Source organism: Acidovorax cavernicola, from assembly GCF_003581445.1.
The window spans coordinates 1-19,108 of sequence record NZ_QXMN01000010.1; the positions used below are offsets into that span (position 1 = coordinate 1).

The following is a 19,108-nucleotide window of genomic DNA, read 5'->3' on the forward strand; positions in this document are numbered from 1 at the left end:
CTCGCCTGCCGCCCCACACGGCCGTGCGCGCCTTCGAGGCCGCGGCGCGCCACGGCAGCTTCGCACGGGCGGCTGAAGAGTTGTTCGTGACACCCGCCGCCGTCGCGCAGCAGATCAAGGCCCTCGAGACCTGGGCCGGCGGTGCGCTGTTCGAGCGGCACAGCCAGGGCATCCGGCTCAGCGCGCACGGTCGGCGCGCGCTCCCCGCGCTCAGTGCCGCGGTCGACCAGCTCGGCCTCGCGGTGCAGGCGCTGCGCCAGGAAACACAGACCGCAGCGCGCCGCAGCACGTTGCAGGTGGCGGCCCTGCCGGCCATGGCGCAGCTGTGGCTGTCGCCGCGCCTCTCGCGGCTGAAGGCTGCGCTGCCGGGCGTGCAGGTGTCGGTGACGGCGCTGGAGCAGCCGCCGAACTTCCGGCGCGAGCCTTTCGATCTCGGGTTGTTCTACGCGCGCGGCGCCGAGGCTGCCGTCGGTGCCACGGGCATCCCGCTCGCGCGCGACCGCCTCGTGCCCGTGTGCAGCCCGCGCGTGCGGCCATCGCAGGACAGCGGGCGCCCGCGGCCGATCGACGACCTCATCGACGTGCTCGCTCAAAGTGGCGGCCTGCATGACACGGTGTGGCGCGACGACTGGTCCCGCTGGCTGCAGGCCGTGCGTCCCGGCACCGCGACGGCCGAGGCCGATGCGCTGGCCGCCGGCCCGGATTTCTCGCTCTACAGCCTCGCGCTGCAGGCCGCACTCGACGGCGAAGGGGTTCTGATGGGGCGCGAGCGGCTGGTGGCGCCGCTGCTGGAGAAAGGCCGGCTGCACGCCCCCTGGGGGCGGCCGAAGGCACTGGGAGACACGCTCATGCTGTGGGTGCCGGCGCACCGCAAGGGGCCGCTGCTCGCGCAGCAGGTGCAGGCCTTGCAGGCTCTAGTCGACTGAACGGCTGGCTGGCTAAGCGACGCGCTCGGCGATGAGTACGGCAAAGAAGCCGAACGCCGCCAACACGGTCCACTTGAACACGATCCAGCCGAAGCGGCGGTACTTGACCTGCCCCGTGCCCGCGTAGAACGCAAAGGACACGCCTGCCACCAGCAGAAGCAGCAGGATGGCCCAGCGAAAGAGAAGCATCGGAAAAAAGGGCGCGCCCTGCTTACCAGGCCCGCGCCACTTCGCCGAAGCCGCGCGGTGCGCGCTTCTCGTCCTCGAAGGTCACGACCTCGTAGGCGTCGCTGTGCAAGAGCAGTTCGCGCAGCAGTTTGTTGTTGAGCGCATGGCCCGAACGGAACGCGGTGTACGCAGCCAGGAGCGGCTTGCCGATGATGTACAGGTCACCCATCGCGTCGAGGATCTTGTGCTTCACGAACTCGTCGTCGTAGCGCAGGCCGCCGGCATTGAGCACCTTGGTGTCGTCCATGACGATGGCGTTGTCGAGACCGCCGCCGAGCGCCAGGCCCTTGCTGCGCATGTACTCGACTTCTTTCGTGAAGCCGAAGGTGCGCGCACGCGCGATGTCGCGGCTGTAGGAGTCGGTGCCCAGGTCGAACTCCACGCGCTGGCCAGTGGAGTTGACGACGCGGTGGTCGAAGTCGATCTCGAAGCTCAGCTTGAAGCCGTGGTACGGCTCCAGGCTCGCCCACTTCTCGTTGGCGCCTTCGCCTTCGCCTTCGCGCACCTCGACCTTGCGCAGCACACGAATGAAGCGGCGCGGCGCCTTCTGCAGTTCGATGCCCGCGCTTTGCAGCAGGAACACGAAGGACGAGGCCGACCCGTCGAGGATCGGCACTTCGTCGGCCGTGATGTCGATGTAGAGGTTGTCGATGCCCAGGCCCGCACAGGCGGACATGATGTGTTCGACGGTCTGCACCTTGGCGCCGCCCGTGGACACGGTGGACGCCAGGCGCGTGTCGGTGACCGATTCGGCGGTCATGCGGATCTCGACCGGCTCGGGCAGGTCGACGCGGCGGAACACGATGCCCGTGTCGGCCGGGGCCGGTCGCAGCGTCAGCTCCACGCGTTGCCCGCTGTGAAGCCCCACGCCCACGGCGCGGCTGATCGACTTGAGGGTTCGTTGTTGCAGCACGCCCGTGATTTTAGGCGGGCGGCGACCGTGACGCCCTATTCCCTTCGCTATGGCCGCGATAGACATGGACCGGTCAAAAAAAGAAAGAACAAAGCCGGGGAGCCCCCGGCGATGGACGCAAGGGGCACGAGGTGGACGCAGCGCCTAGAGCCGGGGGTCAGTCCCTTTCAGGTCTTCCCCGTCCCCTTGCGAACCCTCGTGCCCTCTGCGTTCGGTGGCCTGCGGTCAGTCGGCTTGACGGCGCAGGAATGCGGGGATCTCGAAGTCGTCCATACCACCCGACGACAGCGCGTCGACCTTGGCGGCGGCCATCGTGCGGTTGGTACGCCACACGCTGGGCACGGCCATGCCATCGTAGTTCGGCTGGCTGCCCGAACCACCTGCGTGGCCCACGCCGCCGCCGAGCGTCGGCACGGTGAACGGGATGTTGTCGGTGCCGGTGCGGATCACTTCGAGCGTTGGAGCCTGACGACGAGCGTCGGCGCGCGACAGGCCCGTGGCCACCACCGTGACGCGCATCTGGTCGCCCAGGCTTTCGTCGTAGGCGGCGCCGTAGATCACGTGCGCGTCCGGCGAGGCGTAGGCGCGGATGGTGTTCATCGCGAGCTTCGACTCGTTCAGCTTCAGCGAGCCCTTCGATGCCGTCACCAGCACCAGCACGCCCTTGGCGCCCGAGAGGTCGATGCCTTCGAGCAGCGGGCAGGCCACGGCCTGTTCGGCGGCGATGCGCGCGCGGTCCGGGCCTGCGGCCGCGGCCGTGCCCATCATGGCCTTGCCGGGTTCGCCCATCACGGTGCGCACGTCTTCGAAGTCGACGTTCACGCCGCCGTACTCGTTGATGATTTCCGAGATACCGCCCACGGCGTTCTTCAGCACGTCGTTGGCGTGCGCGAAGGCTTCGTCCTGGGTGATGTCTTCACCGAGCACGTCCAGCAGCTTCTCGTTGAGCACCACGATCAGCGAGTCGACGTTGGCTTCGAGTTCGGCCAGGCCGGAATCGGCGTTGGTCATGCGACGGCCGCCTTCCCAGTCGAAGGGCTTGGTCACCACGCCCACCGTCAGGATGCCCATCTCCTTGGCCACGCGCGCGATCACGGGCGCAGCGCCGGTGCCGGTGCCGCCACCCATGCCGGCCGTGATGAACAGCATGTGCGCGCCGTCGATGGCAGCGCGGATGTCGTCCACGGCGGCTTCGGCCGCGTCACGGCCCTTCTCGGGCTTGCTGCCGGCGCCCAGGCCGCTGATGCCGAGCTGGATGTTCTTGTGGGCGTTGCTGCGTTGCAGAGCCTGTGCGTCGGTGTTCGCGCAGACAAACTGCACGCCTTGCACACCACGTTCCATCATGTGCGCGACCGCATTGCCGCCGCCGCCGCCGACACCGATCACCTTGATCTGCGTGCCCTGATTGAATTCTTCGACTTCGATCATTTCGATGGTCATTTCTAACTCCTTGAATATTGCAGTTGCCGTTTTGTGTCTATGAATAATTCTTTTGCCGTGACGTGATCAACGGGATCGCCGTCGGGATGGTGGACCGGTGCGCCGCCATCGCTCGTTGAAATGCAGCGGAGGGCCCGCGCGCGCAAGCCAGAGTGGGGAGTGGTTCATGGTCAGAAGTTCCCCACGATGAAGTCCTTGAAACGTCCGAACGCAGTCTTTACGGACCCGTTCTTCTGTGCGACCTTGAAACCACGCATGCGCGCAAAACGTGCTTCTTCGAGCAGGCCCATCACGGTGGCCGCGCGAGGCTGCGCCACCATGTCCGACAGCGCGCTCGAATACTTCGGAATGCCGCGGCGCACGGGCTTCAGGAAGATGTCTTCACCGAGCTCGACCATGCCGGGCATGACGGCGCTGCCGCCCGTGAGCACCACGCCCGAAGACAGCACTTCCTCGTAGCCCGACTCGCGCACCACCTGCTGCACCAGCGAGAAGATTTCCTCGATACGCGGCTCGATCACGCCGGCAAGCGCCTGCTTGCTCAACATGCGCGGGCCGCGATCGCCAAGGCCGGGGACTTCGACTTGCGTGTCTGGATCGGCCAGCAGCTGCTTGGCGTAGCCGTTCTCGACCTTGATGTCCTCCGCATCCTTGGTGGGCGTGCGCAGCGCCATGGCGATGTCGCTCGTGATGAGGTCGCCCGCGATCGGGATCACGGCCGTGTGGCGGATCGCGCCGTTGGTGAAGATCGCCACGTCGGTGGTGCCCGCGCCGATGTCGACCAGCACCACGCCCAGTTCGCGCTCGTCTTCGGTCAGCACCGCCTGGCTCGAGGCCAGCGGGTTCAGCATCAGCTGGTCGACCTCGAGGCCGCAGCGGCGCACGCACTTGATGATGTTCTCGGCCGCGCTCTGCGCGCCGGTCACGATGTGCACCTTGGCTTCCAGGCGCATGCCGCTCATGCCGATCGGCTCCTTCACGTCCTGGCCGTCGATCACGAATTCCTGCGGCTCCACCAGCAACAGGCGCTGGTCGCTCGAGATGTTGATGGCGCGCGCCGTCTCCACCACGCGGGCCACATCGGCGGGCGTGACTTCCTTGTCCTTCACCGCCACCATGCCGCTCGAATTGATGCCGCGGATGTGGCTGCCGGTGATGCCGGTGTAGACGCGGCTGATCTTGCAGTCGGCCATCAGCTCGGCTTCTTTCAGCGCCTGCTGGATGCTCTGCACGGTCGCGTCGATGTTCACCACGACGCCGCGCTTGAGGCCGTTGCTGGGCGCGACACCCAGGCCGGCCAGCTTGAGCTCGCCACCTTGCAGCACCTCGGCCACGACCACCATCACCTTGGCGGTTCCGATGTCCAGGCCTACGACCAGGTCTTTGTATTCTTTGGGCATTGAGATATGTCCTCGATTTCTCGCTATGCGCTACTTGATTTTTCTTGGGGCCTCGGGCGAGACCGTGGTGACGCCGCGCAGCCGCAGGGCATACGCGTCGTTGTGGCGCAGGTCGGCGCGCTCGACGTCGGCCACGGTGCGCCGGTACTGGCCCGCGACCTGCGTCACGGTCTTCAGGAACCGCTGCAGGCGCGCCGACACCTCGTCGCTCTGGCCGCGGCCCAGCTCGATCTCGGCGCCGTTGTCGAGCAGCACCTTCCAGCTGCCGCGACTGGACAGCCGCAGCTCGGCGATGTCGAAGTCGTAGGGCTCGAACATCGGCGCGAGCACGCGGTACATGCCCAGCACCTGCCCGGCCTGCTCGATCGGGCCGTCCAGGCGCGGCAGGTCGCTGTCGACCTCGGCCACGTTGGCTTCGAACACGTCACCGAAACCGTTGATCAGCTTGGAGCCCGCTTCGTCGCCCCACACCGCCACCGGCACCTGCTCGGTCAGCGTCACGCGCAGCTTGTTCGGGAACTCGCGCCGCACCACGGCACTGCGCACCCACGGCACCGTCTCGAAGGCCGTGCGCGCGCGCGCCAGGTCGATGGTGAAGAAGTTGCCCTTGAGCTGCGGCGCCACATTGGCGCGCAGCGTGACCGCGTTGTTGTGCGTGACCTCACCGTCCACCTTGATGCCCGAGATCGGGAAGAAAGGCTGGCGCAGCACCCACCACGCGCTCGCCGCCAGCAGCATGAGCGCCACCAGCACGAACGCAACGTTCGCGACGATGTTCATCAGCTTGACGTCGAAGGGAGCGGGGATGCTGTCGGCCATGGCTTAGTTCGCGCCTCCCTTGGCATCGAGCGCGGCCGAAGCCAGCACGCGCACACACAGCTCTTCGTAGGGAATGCCCGCCGCGCGCGCCGACATCGGCACCAGCGAGTGGCTGGTCATGCCGGGCGAGGTGTTCATCTCGAGCAGGAAGGGCTTGCGGTCGCTGGCGCGGATCATCACGTCGGCGCGGCCCCAGCCGCGGCAGCCGAGCGTGTGGTACGCGGCCAGCGTGATGCGCTGGATCTCGCGTTCCTCGGCTTCGGGCAGGCCGCTCGGGCACTGGTACTTCACGTCGTCGGTGAAGTATTTGTTCTGGTAGTCGTAGGCGCCCTCGGGCGCGGCGATGCGCACCACCGGCAGTGCGCGCGCATCGAGGCCCTGGCCGAGCACGGCGCAGGTCACTTCCTCGCCTTCGATGAACTCTTCGCACAGCACGTCGGCATCGAACTTCGCGGACAACGCCACGGCGTCCTGCATCTGCGAGTAGCCCTGGACCTTGGTCACGCCGATGGACGAGCCTTCGCGCGGCGGCTTCACGATCAGCGGCAGGCCCAGCACGTCGGGCACGACCATGATCTGCTCACGGCTTTGCTGGTCGAAGGCCAGGCGCACGTACTTGGGCGTCGGCAGGGCGTCGGCCTGCCAGATGCGCTTGGTCATGACCTTGTCCATGGCCACGCTCGAGGCCATCACGCCCGAGCCGGTATAGGGAATGCCGAGCAGCTCGAGCGCGCCCTGCACGGTGCCGTCTTCGCCATGGCGGCCATGCAGCGCGACGAAGCAGCGGTCGAAGCCTTCGCGCTTCAGGTCGGTCAGATCGCGCTCGGCCGGGTCGAACGCATGCGCGTCGACGCCGCGCGAACGCAAGGCCTCCAGCACGCCGGCGCCGGACATCAGCGACACCTCGCGCTCGGCGGAACTGCCGCCGAACAGCACGGCCACCTTGCCGAAGAGTTTGGGATCCTGAAGGCTCACGAGGCCCCCTCCTTGCGCGCAGTGCGCTCCGAAATTGTTGATGAGGGTGCTGCGGGCAACGTCGCCACGGCAGCGCCGAGTTCGACCACCTTGCCCGGCACCGCGCCGATGGAGCCGGCGCCCATGCACAGCACCACGTCGCCCGCGCGGGCGTTGTCCAGGATGGTCCGCGGCATGGCGGCGATGTCGTCCACGAAGACCGGCTCGACCTTGCCGGCCACGCGCAGCGCGCGCGCCAGCGTGCGGCCGTCGGCGGCCACGATGGGTGCTTCGCCCGCGGCATAGACCTCGCCCAGCAGCACGGCGTCGGCCGTGCCGATGACTTTCACGAAGTCCTCGAAGCAATCGCGCGTACGCGTGTAGCGATGCGGCTGGAAGGCCAGCACCAGCCGGCGGCCCGGGAAGGCACCGCGCGCGGCGGAAATGGTGGCCGCCATCTCGACCGGGTGGTGACCATAGTCGTCGATGACGGTGAAGCGGCCGCCGGCCGCGTCGTTCGGCACGGCCACCTCGCCGTAGCTCTGGAAGCGGCGACCCACGCCCTTGAAGCCGGCCAGCCCACGCTGCACGGCCTCGTCGGGAATGCCGAGTTCGACCGCCACGGCGATCACCGACAGCGCATTGCGCACGTTGTGCTCGCCCGGCAGGTTCAGCACGATGGGCAGGTCGGGCAGCGTCACGCCGTTGCGCCGCTGCGCGGTGAAATGCATCTGGCCGCCGACGGCGCGCACGTCGATGGCGCGCACCTGCGCGTCTTCGCCGAAGCCATAGCTCGTCACCGGGCAGGTGACGTCAGCCACGATCTCTCGCACCGCCGGATCGTCGGTGCACAGGATGGCCACGCCGTAGAACGGCATGCGGTGCAGGAAATCGACGAATGCCTTCTTGAGCTTCGCGAAGTCGTGCCCGTAGGTCTCCATGTGGTCGGCATCGATGTTCGTGACCACCGCCATCACGGGCAGCAGGTTCAGGAACGAAGCATCCGATTCATCGGCCTCGACCACGATGTAGTCGCCGCTGCCCAGCTGCGCATTGGCACCGGCGCTGTTCAGGCGACCGCCGATCACGAAGGTCGGGTCGAGCCCCGCGGCTTCGAGCACGCTTGCCACAAGGCTGGTGGTGGTGGTCTTGCCGTGCGTGCCCGCGATGGCGATGCCCTGCTTCAGGCGCATCAGCTCCGCGAGCATCAACGCGCGCGGCACGACCGGAATGCGCTTCTCGCGCGCGGCCAGCACCTCGGGGTTGTCCGACTGCACGGCCGTGGAAGTGACGACCGCATCGGCGCCATCGATGTGCGCAGCGGCGTGGCCCACGAAGGTGCCGATGCCCAGGCCCGCAAGGCGGCGCAACGTGGCGCTGTCCGACAGGTCGGAGCCGGTGATCTTGTAGCCCAGGTTGAGCAGCACTTCGGCGATGCCGCTCATGCCCGAGCCGCCGACGCCGACGAAATGGATGTGACGAATCGCGTGCTTCATCTGGCAAGCTCCTCGCAGGCGCGGACGACAGCCTCGACGGCCTCGGTCTTCTGCATGGTCTTGGCCTTCTCGGCCCGGTCTATCAGCGCGGTGCGCTCGGTCTTCTGTAGCAAATCAGCCAGCAATTCAGGAGTGAGGTCAGTCTGTTGCACCAGCCAGCCGCCGCCCGCGTCCACGAGAAAGCGTGCGTTGGTGGTCTGGTGGTCGTCGACCGCCGAGGGGAAAGGCACGAACAGCGCTGCTGCGCCGACGGCCGCGATTTCGGTGACGGTGCTCGCGCCGGCGCGCGCGACGATGAGGTCGGCGTCGGCGTACGCCTGCGCGGTGTCTTCGATGAAGGGTGTGAGTTCGCCGTCGACGCCGGCCGCCGCGTAGTTGGCGCGCAGTTCGTCGATCTGCTTGGTACCGCTCTGGTGCAGCACCTGCGGGCGCGCGTCCGGCGCGATGCGCGCCAGCGCCTTCGGCACCACGGCATTCAGCGCCTTCGCGCCGAGGCTGCCGCCCACGACGAGCAGCTTCAACGGGCCACTGCGGCCCGCGAAGCGCTCGGCCGGCGCGGCTTGGGAGGTGAACGCGGCGCGCAGCGGATTGCCCACCCACTGCGCCTTCTTCAGCACATTCGGGAAGGCCGTGAACACACGGTCGGCCACGCCCGCCAGCACCTTGTTGGCGAGGCCGGCGACGGAGTTCTGCTCATGCAGCACGAGTGGCTTGTTGAGCAGCACGCCCATCATTCCGCCCGGAAAGGTGATGTAGCCGCCCAGGCCCACCAGCACGTCGGGCTTGACCCGGCGCACCACGCGAAAGCTCTGCCAGAAGGCGCGCAGCAGCTTCAGCGGCAGCAGCAACAGCGTGAGCGGACCCTTGCCACGCACGCCACCGAACTGCACCGGCTCGAAGGCGAAGCCGCGCGGTGGCACGAGTTTTTCTTCCATGCTGCCGGGCGCGCCCAGCCAGTGCACGCGCCAGCCGCGCTCGCGCAGGGCCTCGGCCACGGCCAGGCCCGGGAAGATGTGGCCACCCGTGCCGCCGGCCATGACGAGTGCGGTACGGCCGGTCATACGCGGCCCCCTCTCATCAGCACGCGGTTTTCGTAATCGATGCGCAGCACCACGGCCAGCGCCACGAGGTTCATCAGGATCGCCGAACCACCGAAGCTCATCAGCGGCAGCGTCAGGCCCTTGGTCGGCAGTGCGCCGAGGTTCACGCCCATGTTGATGAAGGCCTGGAAGCCGATCCACACGCCCACGCCCTGCGCCACGAGGCCCGAGAACACGCGGTCGAGCGCGATGGCCTGGCGGCCGATGTGCATGATGCGGCGCGTGAGCCAGAGGAACAGGCCGATGATCAGCAGCACGCCGATGAGGCCGAACTCTTCGCCGATCACGGCCAGCAGGAAGTCGGTGTGCGCTTCGGGCAGCCAGTGCAGCTTCTCGACGCTGCCGCCTAGGCCCACGCCGAAGATCTCGCCGCGCCCGATGGCGATGAGCGAGTGCGACAGCTGGTAGCCCTTGCCCAGCGCGTGCTCTTCGCTCCACGGATCGAGGTACGCAAAGATGCGCTCGCGGCGCCACGGGCTGCTCGCCACGATGGAGCCGAAGGCCACCACCACCAGCGCCGCGATCACGAAGAACATGCGCGCGTTCACGCCGCCCAGGAACAGGATGCCCATGGCGATCACGGCGATGACCATGAACGCGCCCATGTCGGGCTCGGCCATCACCAGCATGCCGACCACCACCACCGCGATGCCCATCGGCAGCACGGCGCGGAAGAAGCGTTCCTTGATCTCCATCTTGCGCACCATGTAGCTGGCGGCATAGAGCACCATCGCGAACTTGGCCAGCTCCGACGGCTGGAAACGCATGAAGCCCATCGGCAGCCAGCGGCGCGCGCCGTTCACGTTGATGCCGATGTGCGGAATGAGCACCGCCACCAGCAGCAGCAGCGAGGCGATGAAGAGCCAGGGCGCGGCGCGCTCCCAGGTCTTCATGGGAACCTGGAAGGTCAGCAGCGCGGCGATGAAGGCGATCACCAGCGAGGCCGCGTGCCGCGTGAGGAAGTACGAGGCGCCGTAACCGGCGCGCGCGAAGCGCGGGTTGTCGGGCAGCGCGATCGAGGCCGAATACACCATGATCAGGCCCCAGGTCATCAGCGCGACCGTGACCCAGACCAGCGACTGGTCGAAGCCCAGCACGCGCATCGGCGTGGCCTTGGTCTGCGCGACGCCGGCGCCGCCCAGCCGCACCGGCAGGTGCACGGGCAGCGAATCCATGCTGCTGCGGGCGCGCCGGAACCAGCCGCCGAAACGGCTGCCGGTGCGGCTTTCCTGCGGGGTGCCTGCGGCTGCGGAGTTCAAATCGGGTCCTCCATCGATCCTGCGGTGGACAGCGATGCGCTCGGGCCGTACGACACCACCGCATCGTCGCCACCGACCTGCTCGCGCGGGCCGTCGGCATACGCCTCGACGGCCTCGCAGAACACCTCGGCGCGGTGCGCGTAGTCCTTGAACATGTCGAAGCTCGCACAGGCCGGTGACAGCAGCACGGCATCGCCAGGGTAGGCGCGCGCGGCGGCAAGCTTCACGGCTTCTTCCATCGAGCCCGCATGCTTCAGCGAGACGCCGGTGGAGGCCAGCGCGGCCTCGATCAGCGGGGCGTCGCGGCCGATCAGCACGACGGCACGCGCGTACTGGCGCACGGGGTCGGCCAGCGGCTCGAAGTCCTGGCCCTTGCCTTCGCCGCCGAGGATCACGACCACGCGGCGCTCTTCGCCGAGGCCGCTCAGCGCGGCCACGGTGGCGCCGACGTTGGTGCCCTTGCTGTCGTCGAAGAACTCGACCTCGTCCACGATCGCGATCGGCTCGACGCGGTGCGGCTCGCCGCGGTACTCGCGCAGGCCGTAGAGCATCGGGCCCAGCGGGCAGTCGGCGGCGCTGGCGAGCGCGAGCGCCGCCAGGGCGTTCATGGCGTTGTGGCGACCGCGGATGCGCAGCGCGTCGGCGGGCATGAGGCGCTGGAAGAACAGCTCTTCTTCCACCACCGCGCCGCGCTTGCGCTTCTGCGTTTCGTCGGCTTCCAGCGCACGCACCAGCCAGGCAACGCCGTTGATGCGCTCGATGCCGTAGTCACCCGGACGCAGCGGCATCGCGCCACCGAAGGTGACGTGGGTGCGGATCTGCGGACGCTGCAGCCGCACCTTGACCGGCGGCGGCAGCATGGCCATCACGCCGGCGTCGTCGCGGTTCAGGATCATCAGGCCCTTGGCACCGAAGATGCGCGCCTTCGCGGCGGCATAGGCCGGCATGTCGCCATGCCAGTCGAGATGGTCCTGCGTGAGGTTGAGCACGGTCGCGGCCGTGGGCTCGAAGCCCTGCACGCCGTCGAGCTGGAAGCTCGAGAGTTCGAGCACCCACACATCGGGCAGCGTGTCGGCATCGATGTGCGCGGCCAGCGTGTCGAGCAGCGTCGGACCGATGTTGCCGGCCACGGCCACGGTCTTGCCCGCACGCTCGATCAGCTGACCGGTGAGCGAGGTGACGGTGGTCTTGCCGTTGGTGCCGGTGATCGCGAGGACGGCGGGCGTGTAGCCCTTGGGCGCTTCGGGCTCGGGCTCCGGCACGAGCTGAAGCTGGGGCGTGTCTTCCTCGACCGCCGCCGACGCCGGGTTGGTGGTCGCCAGCTCGGCGATCTTGGCGACGAACTCGGCCGCCTCGCGCGCCGCGGTGGGCACGTAGGGCTTGCCGGGGGTCGGGAGACGGGAGACGGTGGCGGCAGGCGCGGGCGGCGCATCGGGTGCGTCCGTGGCGGCGACCGGCGCTGCGCCGTCTTCTGCGGCGATGTCCTCAGCGACGACGCTTTCGGCGGGAGGCGACACCGGCACGCTCAGCGACGCGTCGCGCGGCATGGCTTCGGCCATGGCGGGCGGCGTAGCTTCGGGGGCTTCGGCTGAGTCGGAGGAAGCGACGGGTTCGGTTGCTGCCGCAGTCGCATCGACCGGCGGCACCGTTTCGGTGGAGGCGGTCGCCTCGGCGTCCGCAGGTGCAATGGCCTCGGTCGGTTCAACAGCTTCGACGGGCGCAGCCACTTCGGCTTCACCCTCGACCACCGGCGCAGGCACCGCCTCTTGCGCTTCGACCACCACGGTGTCCGCTGCGGGAGCTTTATCGCTCAACGCCAGCTCGGCTTGTGCCGGTTCACTCTCGGCAGGCGTTTCAACGACCGGCTCGGCCACGGTTTCAACCGGCACTTCAGCTTCGGCTTCCACCACCGGCACTTCGACCGTCTGCAGGTCGAGCAGCGCCCGTGCAAACAGGTCCAGCTCGCCGCCGACCACCAGGCCCACGGCCTTGGCGGCATCGACGACCGGCGCCAGCGTTGCGGGCGACAGGCCCGGCGAGCGGTACACGGCGCGGATCGGCGTGCCTTCGACCAGCGCGGCCGAGAACGGCCCGCCGATGAAGATGGCGTCGGGCAACTCGGCCTGCAGCGTCGCCAGCGAGGCCGGTGCCTCGCGCGTGTCGGCCACGGTCACGACCGCACCGTGGCGCGCGCACCAGCGCGCCATCGCCAGCCCGGACGCGCCGAGGCCGAGGATGAGAACGGGGAGGTCTTTCAGGTGCCGCATGGTTCCGTTACCGCAGCTTCAACGTCGACAGGCCGATGAGGCACAGCAGCATCGTGATGATCCAGAAGCGCACGACGACCTGCGTCTCGCGCCAGCCACTCTTCTCGAAGTGGTGGTGCAACGGCGCCATCTTGAGCACGCGGCGGCCTTCGCCGAAGCGCTTCTTCGTGTACTTGAAGTACGTGACCTGCGCCATCACCGAGATCGCCTCGACCACGAAGATGCCGCCCATGATGAAGAACACGATCTCCTGGCGCACGATGACCGCGATGGTGCCCAGCGCGCCGCCCAGCGCCAGAGCGCCCACGTCGCCCATGAAGACCTGCGCCGGATGGGTGTTGAACCAGAGGAACGCCAGCCCCGCGCCGGCCATCGCCGAACAGAACACCAGCAGCTCGCCCGAACCCGGGATGTAGGGGAACAGCAGGTACTTGGAGAACACCGCGCTGCCGGTGACGTAGGCGAACACGCCCAGCGCCGAGCCCACCATCACCACCGGCATGATCGCCAGGCCGTCGAGGCCGTCGGTCAGGTTGACGGCGTTGCTCGCGCCCACGATCACGAGGTACGTGAGGATCACGAAGCCGATGCCGCCCAGCGGGTAGCTCACTTCCTTGAAGAAGGGCACCAGCAGGTTGATCTTGGGCGGGAAGTCGAGGTCGAAGCCCGAGCGCACCCAGGCGAAGAACAGCTCGAGCACGCGCCAGTTGGAGCTCTCGGAAATGCTGAACAGCAGGTAAAAGCCCGCCAGCAGGCCGACCACCGATTGCCAGAAATACTTCTCGCGCGAACGCATGCCTTCGGGGTCCTTGCGCACCACCTTGCGCCAGTCGTCGACCCAGCCGATGGCGCCGAAACCCATCGTGACCCACAGCACGATCCACACGAAGCGGTTCGACAGGTCGAACCACAGCACCGTGGACAACGCGATGGCGAACAGCACGAGCACGCCGCCCATGGTCGGCGTGCCGCTCTTGGTCAGGTGCGTTTCCATGCCGTAGCCGCGGATCGGCTGACCGATCTTGAGCGCGGCAAGGCGGCGGATCACGTACGGGCCGGCCACCAGGCCGACGACGAGCGCGGTCAGCGCGGCCATCAGGGCGCGGAACGTGAGGTAGTTGAAAACGCGCAGGAACCCGAACTCGGGCGACAGCGTCTGCAGCCATTGGGCCAGGGACATCAGCATGGTGTGTTGCGCGGCTCATGCGTCATGACCGGCCTCCTTTTGTTGTTGTGCTTCGATCGCCTGCACCACGCGTTCCATCTTCATGAAGCGCGAACCCTTGACCAGCACGCTGCCCAGCTGCGGCAGACGTGCGAGCACGGCGGCGCGGAGCGTGTCGAAATCGTCGAAATGACGTCCGCCGGCGTCGCCAGCGTCGTCCTTGTTGTTGAAAGCCGTCGCCGCATGCACGGTCTCGCCGCCCAAGGTGTAGACGGCGTCGAGGCCGCGCTGCCGCGCCCAGGCGCCGACCTCGGCGTGGAACTCGGGCGAACGGTCGCCGACCTCGCCCATCTCGCCGAGCACCAGCAGGCGCGGGGCGGGCAGGCCGGTGAGCACGTCGATGGCGGCGATCACGGAATCGGGGTTGGCGTTGTAGCTGTCGTCGACGAGCGTGAGCGCATGCCCGCCGGGCAGCACGACCTCGCTGGCCCTGGAACGGCCCTTGACCGGCTCGAAGGCCGACAGGCCCGCGGCGATGGCATCCAGCGGCACGCCAGCCGCCAGCGCACAGGCGGTGGCGGCCAGCGCATTGCCCACGTTGTGGCGACCCGCGATGTGCAGGCGCGCATCGAAGGCACCCAGCGGCGTGCGCACGCGCACGCTCCAGGCACCCTGCTGCCACTGCGCGCTGTCGAGCGCGATGTCGGCGTCGGCGTGCTCGCCGAACGTCAGGCAGCGGCGCGAGCCGCTCTGGCGCGCCATGTCGGCCCACAACGAGGTGAAGGTGTCGCCGTACGGGAACACGGCGGTGCCGTTGTCGGGCAGCGCCGCGAACACGGCGGCGTTCTCGATGGCCACCGCCTCGACGCTGGCCATGAACTCCTGGTGCTCGCGCTGCGCGTTGTTGACCAGCGCGATGGTCGGCCGCGAAATGGCGGCCAGCCGCGCGATCTCGCCCGGATGGTTCATGCCCAGTTCGAGCACCGCCAGCTGGTGCTGTGCGCGCAGGCGCATCAGCGTGAGTGGCACGCCGATCTCGTTGTTGAAGTTGCCGGCCGTGGCCAGTGCGCGGTCGGCGCGGAAAGCGAAGAGAACGGCCGCGATCATCTGCGTGACCGTGGTCTTGCCGTTGCTGCCCGTGACGGCGATCAGCGGCAGATCGAACTGCGCGCGCCAGCCGGCGCCCAGCGCACCGAGCGCCACGAGCGAATCGGGCACCTCGAGACCGGCGAGCCCGGCGGCTTCGAGGCCGTGGTGCGCGATGGCGGCCACGGCACCCTGCTTCTTCGCATCGGCGAGGAAGTCGTTGGCGTCGAAGCGCTCACCCTTGAGCGCGACGAACAGGTCGCCGGCGGCCAGGGTGCGCGTGTCGGTGTGGACGCGGGCAATGACGGTGGACGGGTCGCCCACGAGGCGCGCGCCCGGAATCCACTGCTGCGCCTGGGCCAGCGTGAGGTTCAGCGGAGTGGTGACGGGCGTGGTCACAGCGGTCATGCGGCCCCCCGCTTCGCCAGCGCTTCGAACGCATGGGCCTTGTCGGAGAACAGCAGGCGCTGGCCCGCGATCTCCTGCCACGCTTCATGGCCCTTGCCGGCGATCAGCACCACGTCCTGCGGTGCCGCCTGCGCAATGGTTTCTGCGATGGCGCGCGCACGGTCGACCTGCACGCGGGCCGCCTCGACGCGCGTGAAACCGCGCAAGGCCTGGCTGATGATCGCGTCGGGGTTCTCGTTGCGCGGGTTGTCGCTGGTGACCACCACATGGTCGGCCTGTCGTTCGGCGACGGCGGCCATCAGCGGGCGCTTGATCGGGTCGCGGTTGCCGCCGCAGCCGAACACGCACCACAGCGCACCGCCGCGCTGCTTGGCCAGCGGGCGCAGGCCGGCCAGCGCCTTGTCGAGCGCGTCGGGCGTGTGGGCGTAGTCGACCACAGCCAGTGGCGCACCGTCGGTCGGTTGCACACGGTCCATGCGGCCGGGCACGCTGCTGAGGTCGGCGCAGGCCGCGACGGCCTGTGCCAGCGTCAGGCCCAGCGCACGCAGGGTGCCGAGCACGCCGAGCAGGTTGGCGACGTTGTACTGGCCGATCAGGCCGGTCGACAGCCGTTCGGCCGACGCGGTGCCATGCTCGGCCACGGTGAACTGCAGGCCCTGGGCGTCGTAGCCGATGTCGCGCGCCATGAGCCGCGCGGGCTTGCCGGCGGCGGAGACGGTCCAGACATCGAGCGCACCGATGCCGGCGTCGACCAGATTGGCACACAGGCTGGCGCCGTGCACATCGTCGATGTTGATCACCGCGGCGCGCAGGCCGGGCCAGCGGAACAGCTCGGCCTTGGCCTGCCAGTAGGCGTCCATGCTGCCGTGGTAGTCGAGGTGGTCCTGCGTGAAATTGGTGAACACGGCGACCGCGATGCGGCAACCGTCGAGCCGGCGCTCGGCGATGCCGATGGACGAGGCCTCGATGGCGCAGGCGCCGAAGCCTTCGGTGACGAAGTCGCGCAGCGCGCGTTGCAGCATCACGGGGTCGGGCGTGGTCAGGCCGGTGTAGGTCAGCGCGGGCGGCACGCCGATGCCCAGCGTGCCGACCACGGCGCAGGGCGACGGAGCACCGCGCTCGGTGGTGCCGTCGGGACGCATCGCACGCACGCCGCCGGCCGCGCGCAGCGTGGACAGCGATTCGGCCAGCCACCACGCGGTGGACGTCTTGCCGTTGGTGCCGGTCACGGCCAGCAGGTCGAGCTGTGTCGAGGGGTTGTCGTAGAAGGCGGCGGCGATCGGGCCGGTGGCGGCCTTCAGGCCGGGGTAGCTCACGATGCGCTCGTCGCCGTCGAAGCCGAAGGCGTCCACGCCCTCGTGTTCGACGAGGCAGGCCACGGCGCCCTGCGCCAGCGCAGCCGCCACGTGCTGGCGGCCGTCGGTCGCGGCACCGGGCCAGGCGATGAAGGCGTCGCCGGGGCCGACCGCGCGGCTGTCGGCCTGCAGCGCGCCCTGCACGCGCTCCTTGAGCCAGAACGCGGCGGTGGTGGGGGAAGTGAGGGTCAGCATGTCAGAAACTCTCGGGGACGTCTTGCGTCATCACCAGGGGTTTGACCGCCAGATCGGGCGGGACGTTCATCATGCGCAGCGTCTGCTGCACGACTTCGCTGAACACGGGCGCCGCGGCAAGACCGCCGTAGTACTGGCCGTCGCTGGGCTCGTCGATCATCACCGCGACGATGATGCGCGGCTTCTCGATGGGCGCCATGCCCGTGAACCACGCGCGGTACTTGTTGCTGGCGTAGCCCTTGCCGACCTGCTTGTGGGCCGTGCCTGACTTGCCGCCGACCGAGTAGCCGATGGTCTGCGCGCGCGTGCCGGTGCCGCCCGGTCCGGCGGCCATCTGCAGCATCTTGCGCACGGCGAGCGCGTTGGACGGCGAGAACACCCGCACGCCCACCGGCGATTCGGTGTTCTTCAGGATGGTGACCGGGATGAGCGAACCGTCGTGCGCGAACGAGGTGTACGAATGCGCCATCTGGAACAGCGACGCCGACAGGCCATAGCCGTAGGCCATGGTGGCCTGCTCGACCGGCTTCCAGGTCTTCCACGGCCGCAGCCGGCCCGTCACGGCGCCGGGGAACTGGATCTGCGGCTTCTGGCCGTAGCCCAATGCGGTGTAGGTGTCCCACATCTCGTGGGGCGTCATCTTCTGGGCGATCTTGAGCGCGCCCACGTTGCTGGACTTCTGGATCACGCCCTCGACCGTCAGCGACCCGTAGTTGTGGGTGTCGCTGATGGTGAAGCCGCCCAGCTGGTAACGCCCGGGCGACGTCTCGATGATGGTCGAGGGCTTCACGCGGCCGGCTTCCAGCGCCATCGCCACGGTGATGGGCTTCATGGTCGAACCGGGCTCGAAGGTGTCGGTGAGCGCGCGGTTGCGCAGCTGTTCGCCGGTGAGGTTCTGGCGCTTGTCGGGCACGTAGCTCGGGTAGTTGGCCAGCGCCAGCACTTCGCCGGTGGTGCTGTCGAGCACCACCACGCTGCCGGCCTTGGCCTTGCGCGCCGTCACGGCGTCGCGCAGCTTCTGGTAGGCGAAGAACTGCACCTTGCTGTCGATGCTCAGCTGGATGTCCTTGCCCTCGACCGGCGGCACCTGTTCGCCCACGCCTTCGACCACGCGGCCCAGCCGGTCCTTGATGACACGGCGCGAACCGGCCTTGCCGGCCAGTTCCTTGTTGAACGAGAGCTCGATGCCTTCCTGCCCGTTGTCTTCCACGTTGGTGAAGCCCACCACGTGCGCCGCGGCCTCGCCCTCGGGGTACTGGCGCTTGTATTCCTTGCGCTGATAGATGCCCTTGAGGTTGAGCGCGGCGATCTGCTTGGCGATGGGCTCGTCGACCTGGCGCTTGATCCAGACGAAGGTCTTGTCCTCGTCCTCAAGCTTCTTGTCGAAGTCCTTCTGCGGCATGCCCAGCAGCTTGGCCACCTGCTTGAGCTTGGCGCGCACCTCGGGGTCGTCGCGCTCGATGTCTTCCGGAATGGCCCAGATGCTGGGCGCCACCACGCTCGAAGCGAGGATGAGCCCATTGCGATCGAGGATGCGGCCACGGTTGGCCGGCAACTCCAGCGTGCGCGCGAAACGCACTTCGCCCTGGCGCTGGAAGAAGCTGTTGTTGAAGACCTGCACGTACGCAGCCCGCCCCGCCAGCATGACGAAGCCGAAGGCGATGCCGGCGACGATGAACTTGCTGCGCCACACCGGCGTCTTGCTCGCGAGCAAGGGGCTGGTGGTGTAGCGAACGCTGCGGTTGCCGCGGCTCATCGGGCGGGCCTCGCGGATGCGACGCCGGGCTTGGCCGGCGTGGTCGGGGGCAGCGGCGCGACGGCGGGGATCACCGAGCCGTCGGGGCGCACGTACTGCGTGATGGCCGGCGAGGCCGTGCGCATCTGCAGCTGTTCCTTGGCGAGCTTTTCCACGCGCAGCGGCGTGGCCTGCGCGCGCTTCTCGACCTGCAGTCGGTCATGCTCGGTTTCGAGCTTGCGCGCCTCCTGCTGTGCGCGGTCGAACTCCGTGTAGAGCTGGCGCGACTGGTATTGGGTGTGCACAAGGTACAAAGCCGTCGCAATGACGGCCAGCAAAAGGAGCAGGTTGATGCGCGCCAT

Annotated in this window: 16 protein-coding genes; 1 reads left to right on the top strand and 15 read right to left on the bottom strand. The window is 68.4% G+C overall.

Annotation, left to right across the window (positions count from 1 at the left end; all coding sequences use genetic code 11):
* A partial coding sequence (locus D3H34_RS10645; RefSeq protein WP_119553429.1) for a LysR family transcriptional regulator occupies positions 1-926 on the top strand: 926 nt, incomplete at its 5' end.
* Positions 927-938: 12 nt separating this feature from the next.
* On the opposite strand, the gene D3H34_RS34230 is transcribed toward D3H34_RS10645, so the two are convergent.
* The 15 genes from D3H34_RS34230 to ftsL all read right to left on the bottom strand — a co-directional run bounded on the left by D3H34_RS34230 (position 939) and on the right by ftsL (position 19,108).
* Complete coding sequence (locus D3H34_RS34230) at positions 939-1,115, bottom strand: hypothetical protein (protein WP_167481173.1); 177 nt, start codon at positions 1,113-1,115, stop codon at positions 939-941.
* A gap of 22 nt (positions 1,116-1,137) precedes the next feature.
* Complete coding sequence (lpxC, locus tag D3H34_RS10650) at positions 1,138-2,067, bottom strand: UDP-3-O-acyl-N-acetylglucosamine deacetylase (RefSeq protein ID WP_119553430.1); 930 nt, start codon at positions 2,065-2,067, stop codon at positions 1,138-1,140.
* A gap of 225 nt (positions 2,068-2,292) precedes the next feature.
* Positions 2,293-3,507, bottom strand: a complete 1,215-nt coding sequence (gene ftsZ, locus D3H34_RS10655; protein WP_119553431.1) for a cell division protein FtsZ — start codon at positions 3,505-3,507, stop codon at positions 2,293-2,295.
* A 170-nt stretch (positions 3,508-3,677) separates the two neighbouring features.
* Complete coding sequence (gene ftsA / locus D3H34_RS10660; RefSeq protein ID WP_119553432.1) at positions 3,678-4,907, bottom strand: cell division protein FtsA; 1,230 nt, start codon at positions 4,905-4,907, stop codon at positions 3,678-3,680.
* Between the two features lie 30 nt (positions 4,908-4,937).
* Positions 4,938-5,726, bottom strand: coding sequence for a cell division protein FtsQ/DivIB (locus D3H34_RS10665; protein WP_119553433.1), 789 nt, complete (start codon positions 5,724-5,726; stop codon positions 4,938-4,940).
* 3 nt (positions 5,727-5,729) lie between these two features.
* Positions 5,730-6,701: a D-alanine--D-alanine ligase gene (locus D3H34_RS10670; protein WP_119553434.1), complete on the bottom strand. Its 972-nt coding sequence runs from the start codon at positions 6,699-6,701 to the stop codon at positions 5,730-5,732.
* A complete protein-coding gene (gene murC / locus D3H34_RS10675; RefSeq protein WP_119553435.1) occupies positions 6,698-8,176 on the bottom strand; it encodes a UDP-N-acetylmuramate--L-alanine ligase in 1,479 nt (492 codons plus the stop codon). The genes D3H34_RS10670 and murC overlap by 4 nt, the downstream gene beginning before the upstream one ends.
* A complete protein-coding gene (murG, locus tag D3H34_RS10680; RefSeq protein WP_119553436.1) occupies positions 8,173-9,237 on the bottom strand; it encodes an undecaprenyldiphospho-muramoylpentapeptide beta-N-acetylglucosaminyltransferase in 1,065 nt (354 codons plus the stop codon). Before murG ends, murC begins: the two co-directional genes overlap by 4 nt.
* Complete coding sequence (gene ftsW / locus D3H34_RS10685; protein WP_119553437.1) at positions 9,234-10,535, bottom strand: putative lipid II flippase FtsW; 1,302 nt, start codon at positions 10,533-10,535, stop codon at positions 9,234-9,236. The genes murG and ftsW overlap by 4 nt, the downstream gene beginning before the upstream one ends.
* A complete protein-coding gene (gene murD / locus D3H34_RS10690) occupies positions 10,532-12,802 on the bottom strand; it encodes a UDP-N-acetylmuramoyl-L-alanine--D-glutamate ligase (protein WP_119553438.1) in 2,271 nt (756 codons plus the stop codon). Before murD ends, ftsW begins: the two co-directional genes overlap by 4 nt.
* Before the next feature lie 7 nt (positions 12,803-12,809).
* Positions 12,810-13,988, bottom strand: coding sequence for a phospho-N-acetylmuramoyl-pentapeptide-transferase (gene mraY, locus D3H34_RS10695; protein WP_119553439.1), 1,179 nt, complete (start codon positions 13,986-13,988; stop codon positions 12,810-12,812).
* A gap of 15 nt (positions 13,989-14,003) precedes the next feature.
* Complete coding sequence (locus D3H34_RS10700) at positions 14,004-15,461, bottom strand: UDP-N-acetylmuramoyl-tripeptide--D-alanyl-D-alanine ligase (protein WP_119553440.1); 1,458 nt, start codon at positions 15,459-15,461, stop codon at positions 14,004-14,006.
* A complete protein-coding gene (locus D3H34_RS10705) occupies positions 15,458-17,011 on the bottom strand; it encodes a UDP-N-acetylmuramoyl-L-alanyl-D-glutamate--2,6-diaminopimelate ligase (protein WP_119553441.1) in 1,554 nt (517 codons plus the stop codon). Before D3H34_RS10705 ends, D3H34_RS10700 begins: the two co-directional genes overlap by 4 nt.
* Position 17,012: 1 nt before the next feature.
* Positions 17,013-18,767 (bottom strand): peptidoglycan D,D-transpeptidase FtsI family protein, encoded by a 1,755-nt coding sequence (locus D3H34_RS10710; protein WP_119553442.1) that lies wholly within the window; start codon positions 18,765-18,767, stop codon positions 17,013-17,015.
* A complete protein-coding gene (ftsL, locus tag D3H34_RS10715) occupies positions 18,764-19,108 on the bottom strand; it encodes a cell division protein FtsL (protein ID WP_119553443.1) in 345 nt (114 codons plus the stop codon). Before ftsL ends, D3H34_RS10710 begins: the two co-directional genes overlap by 4 nt.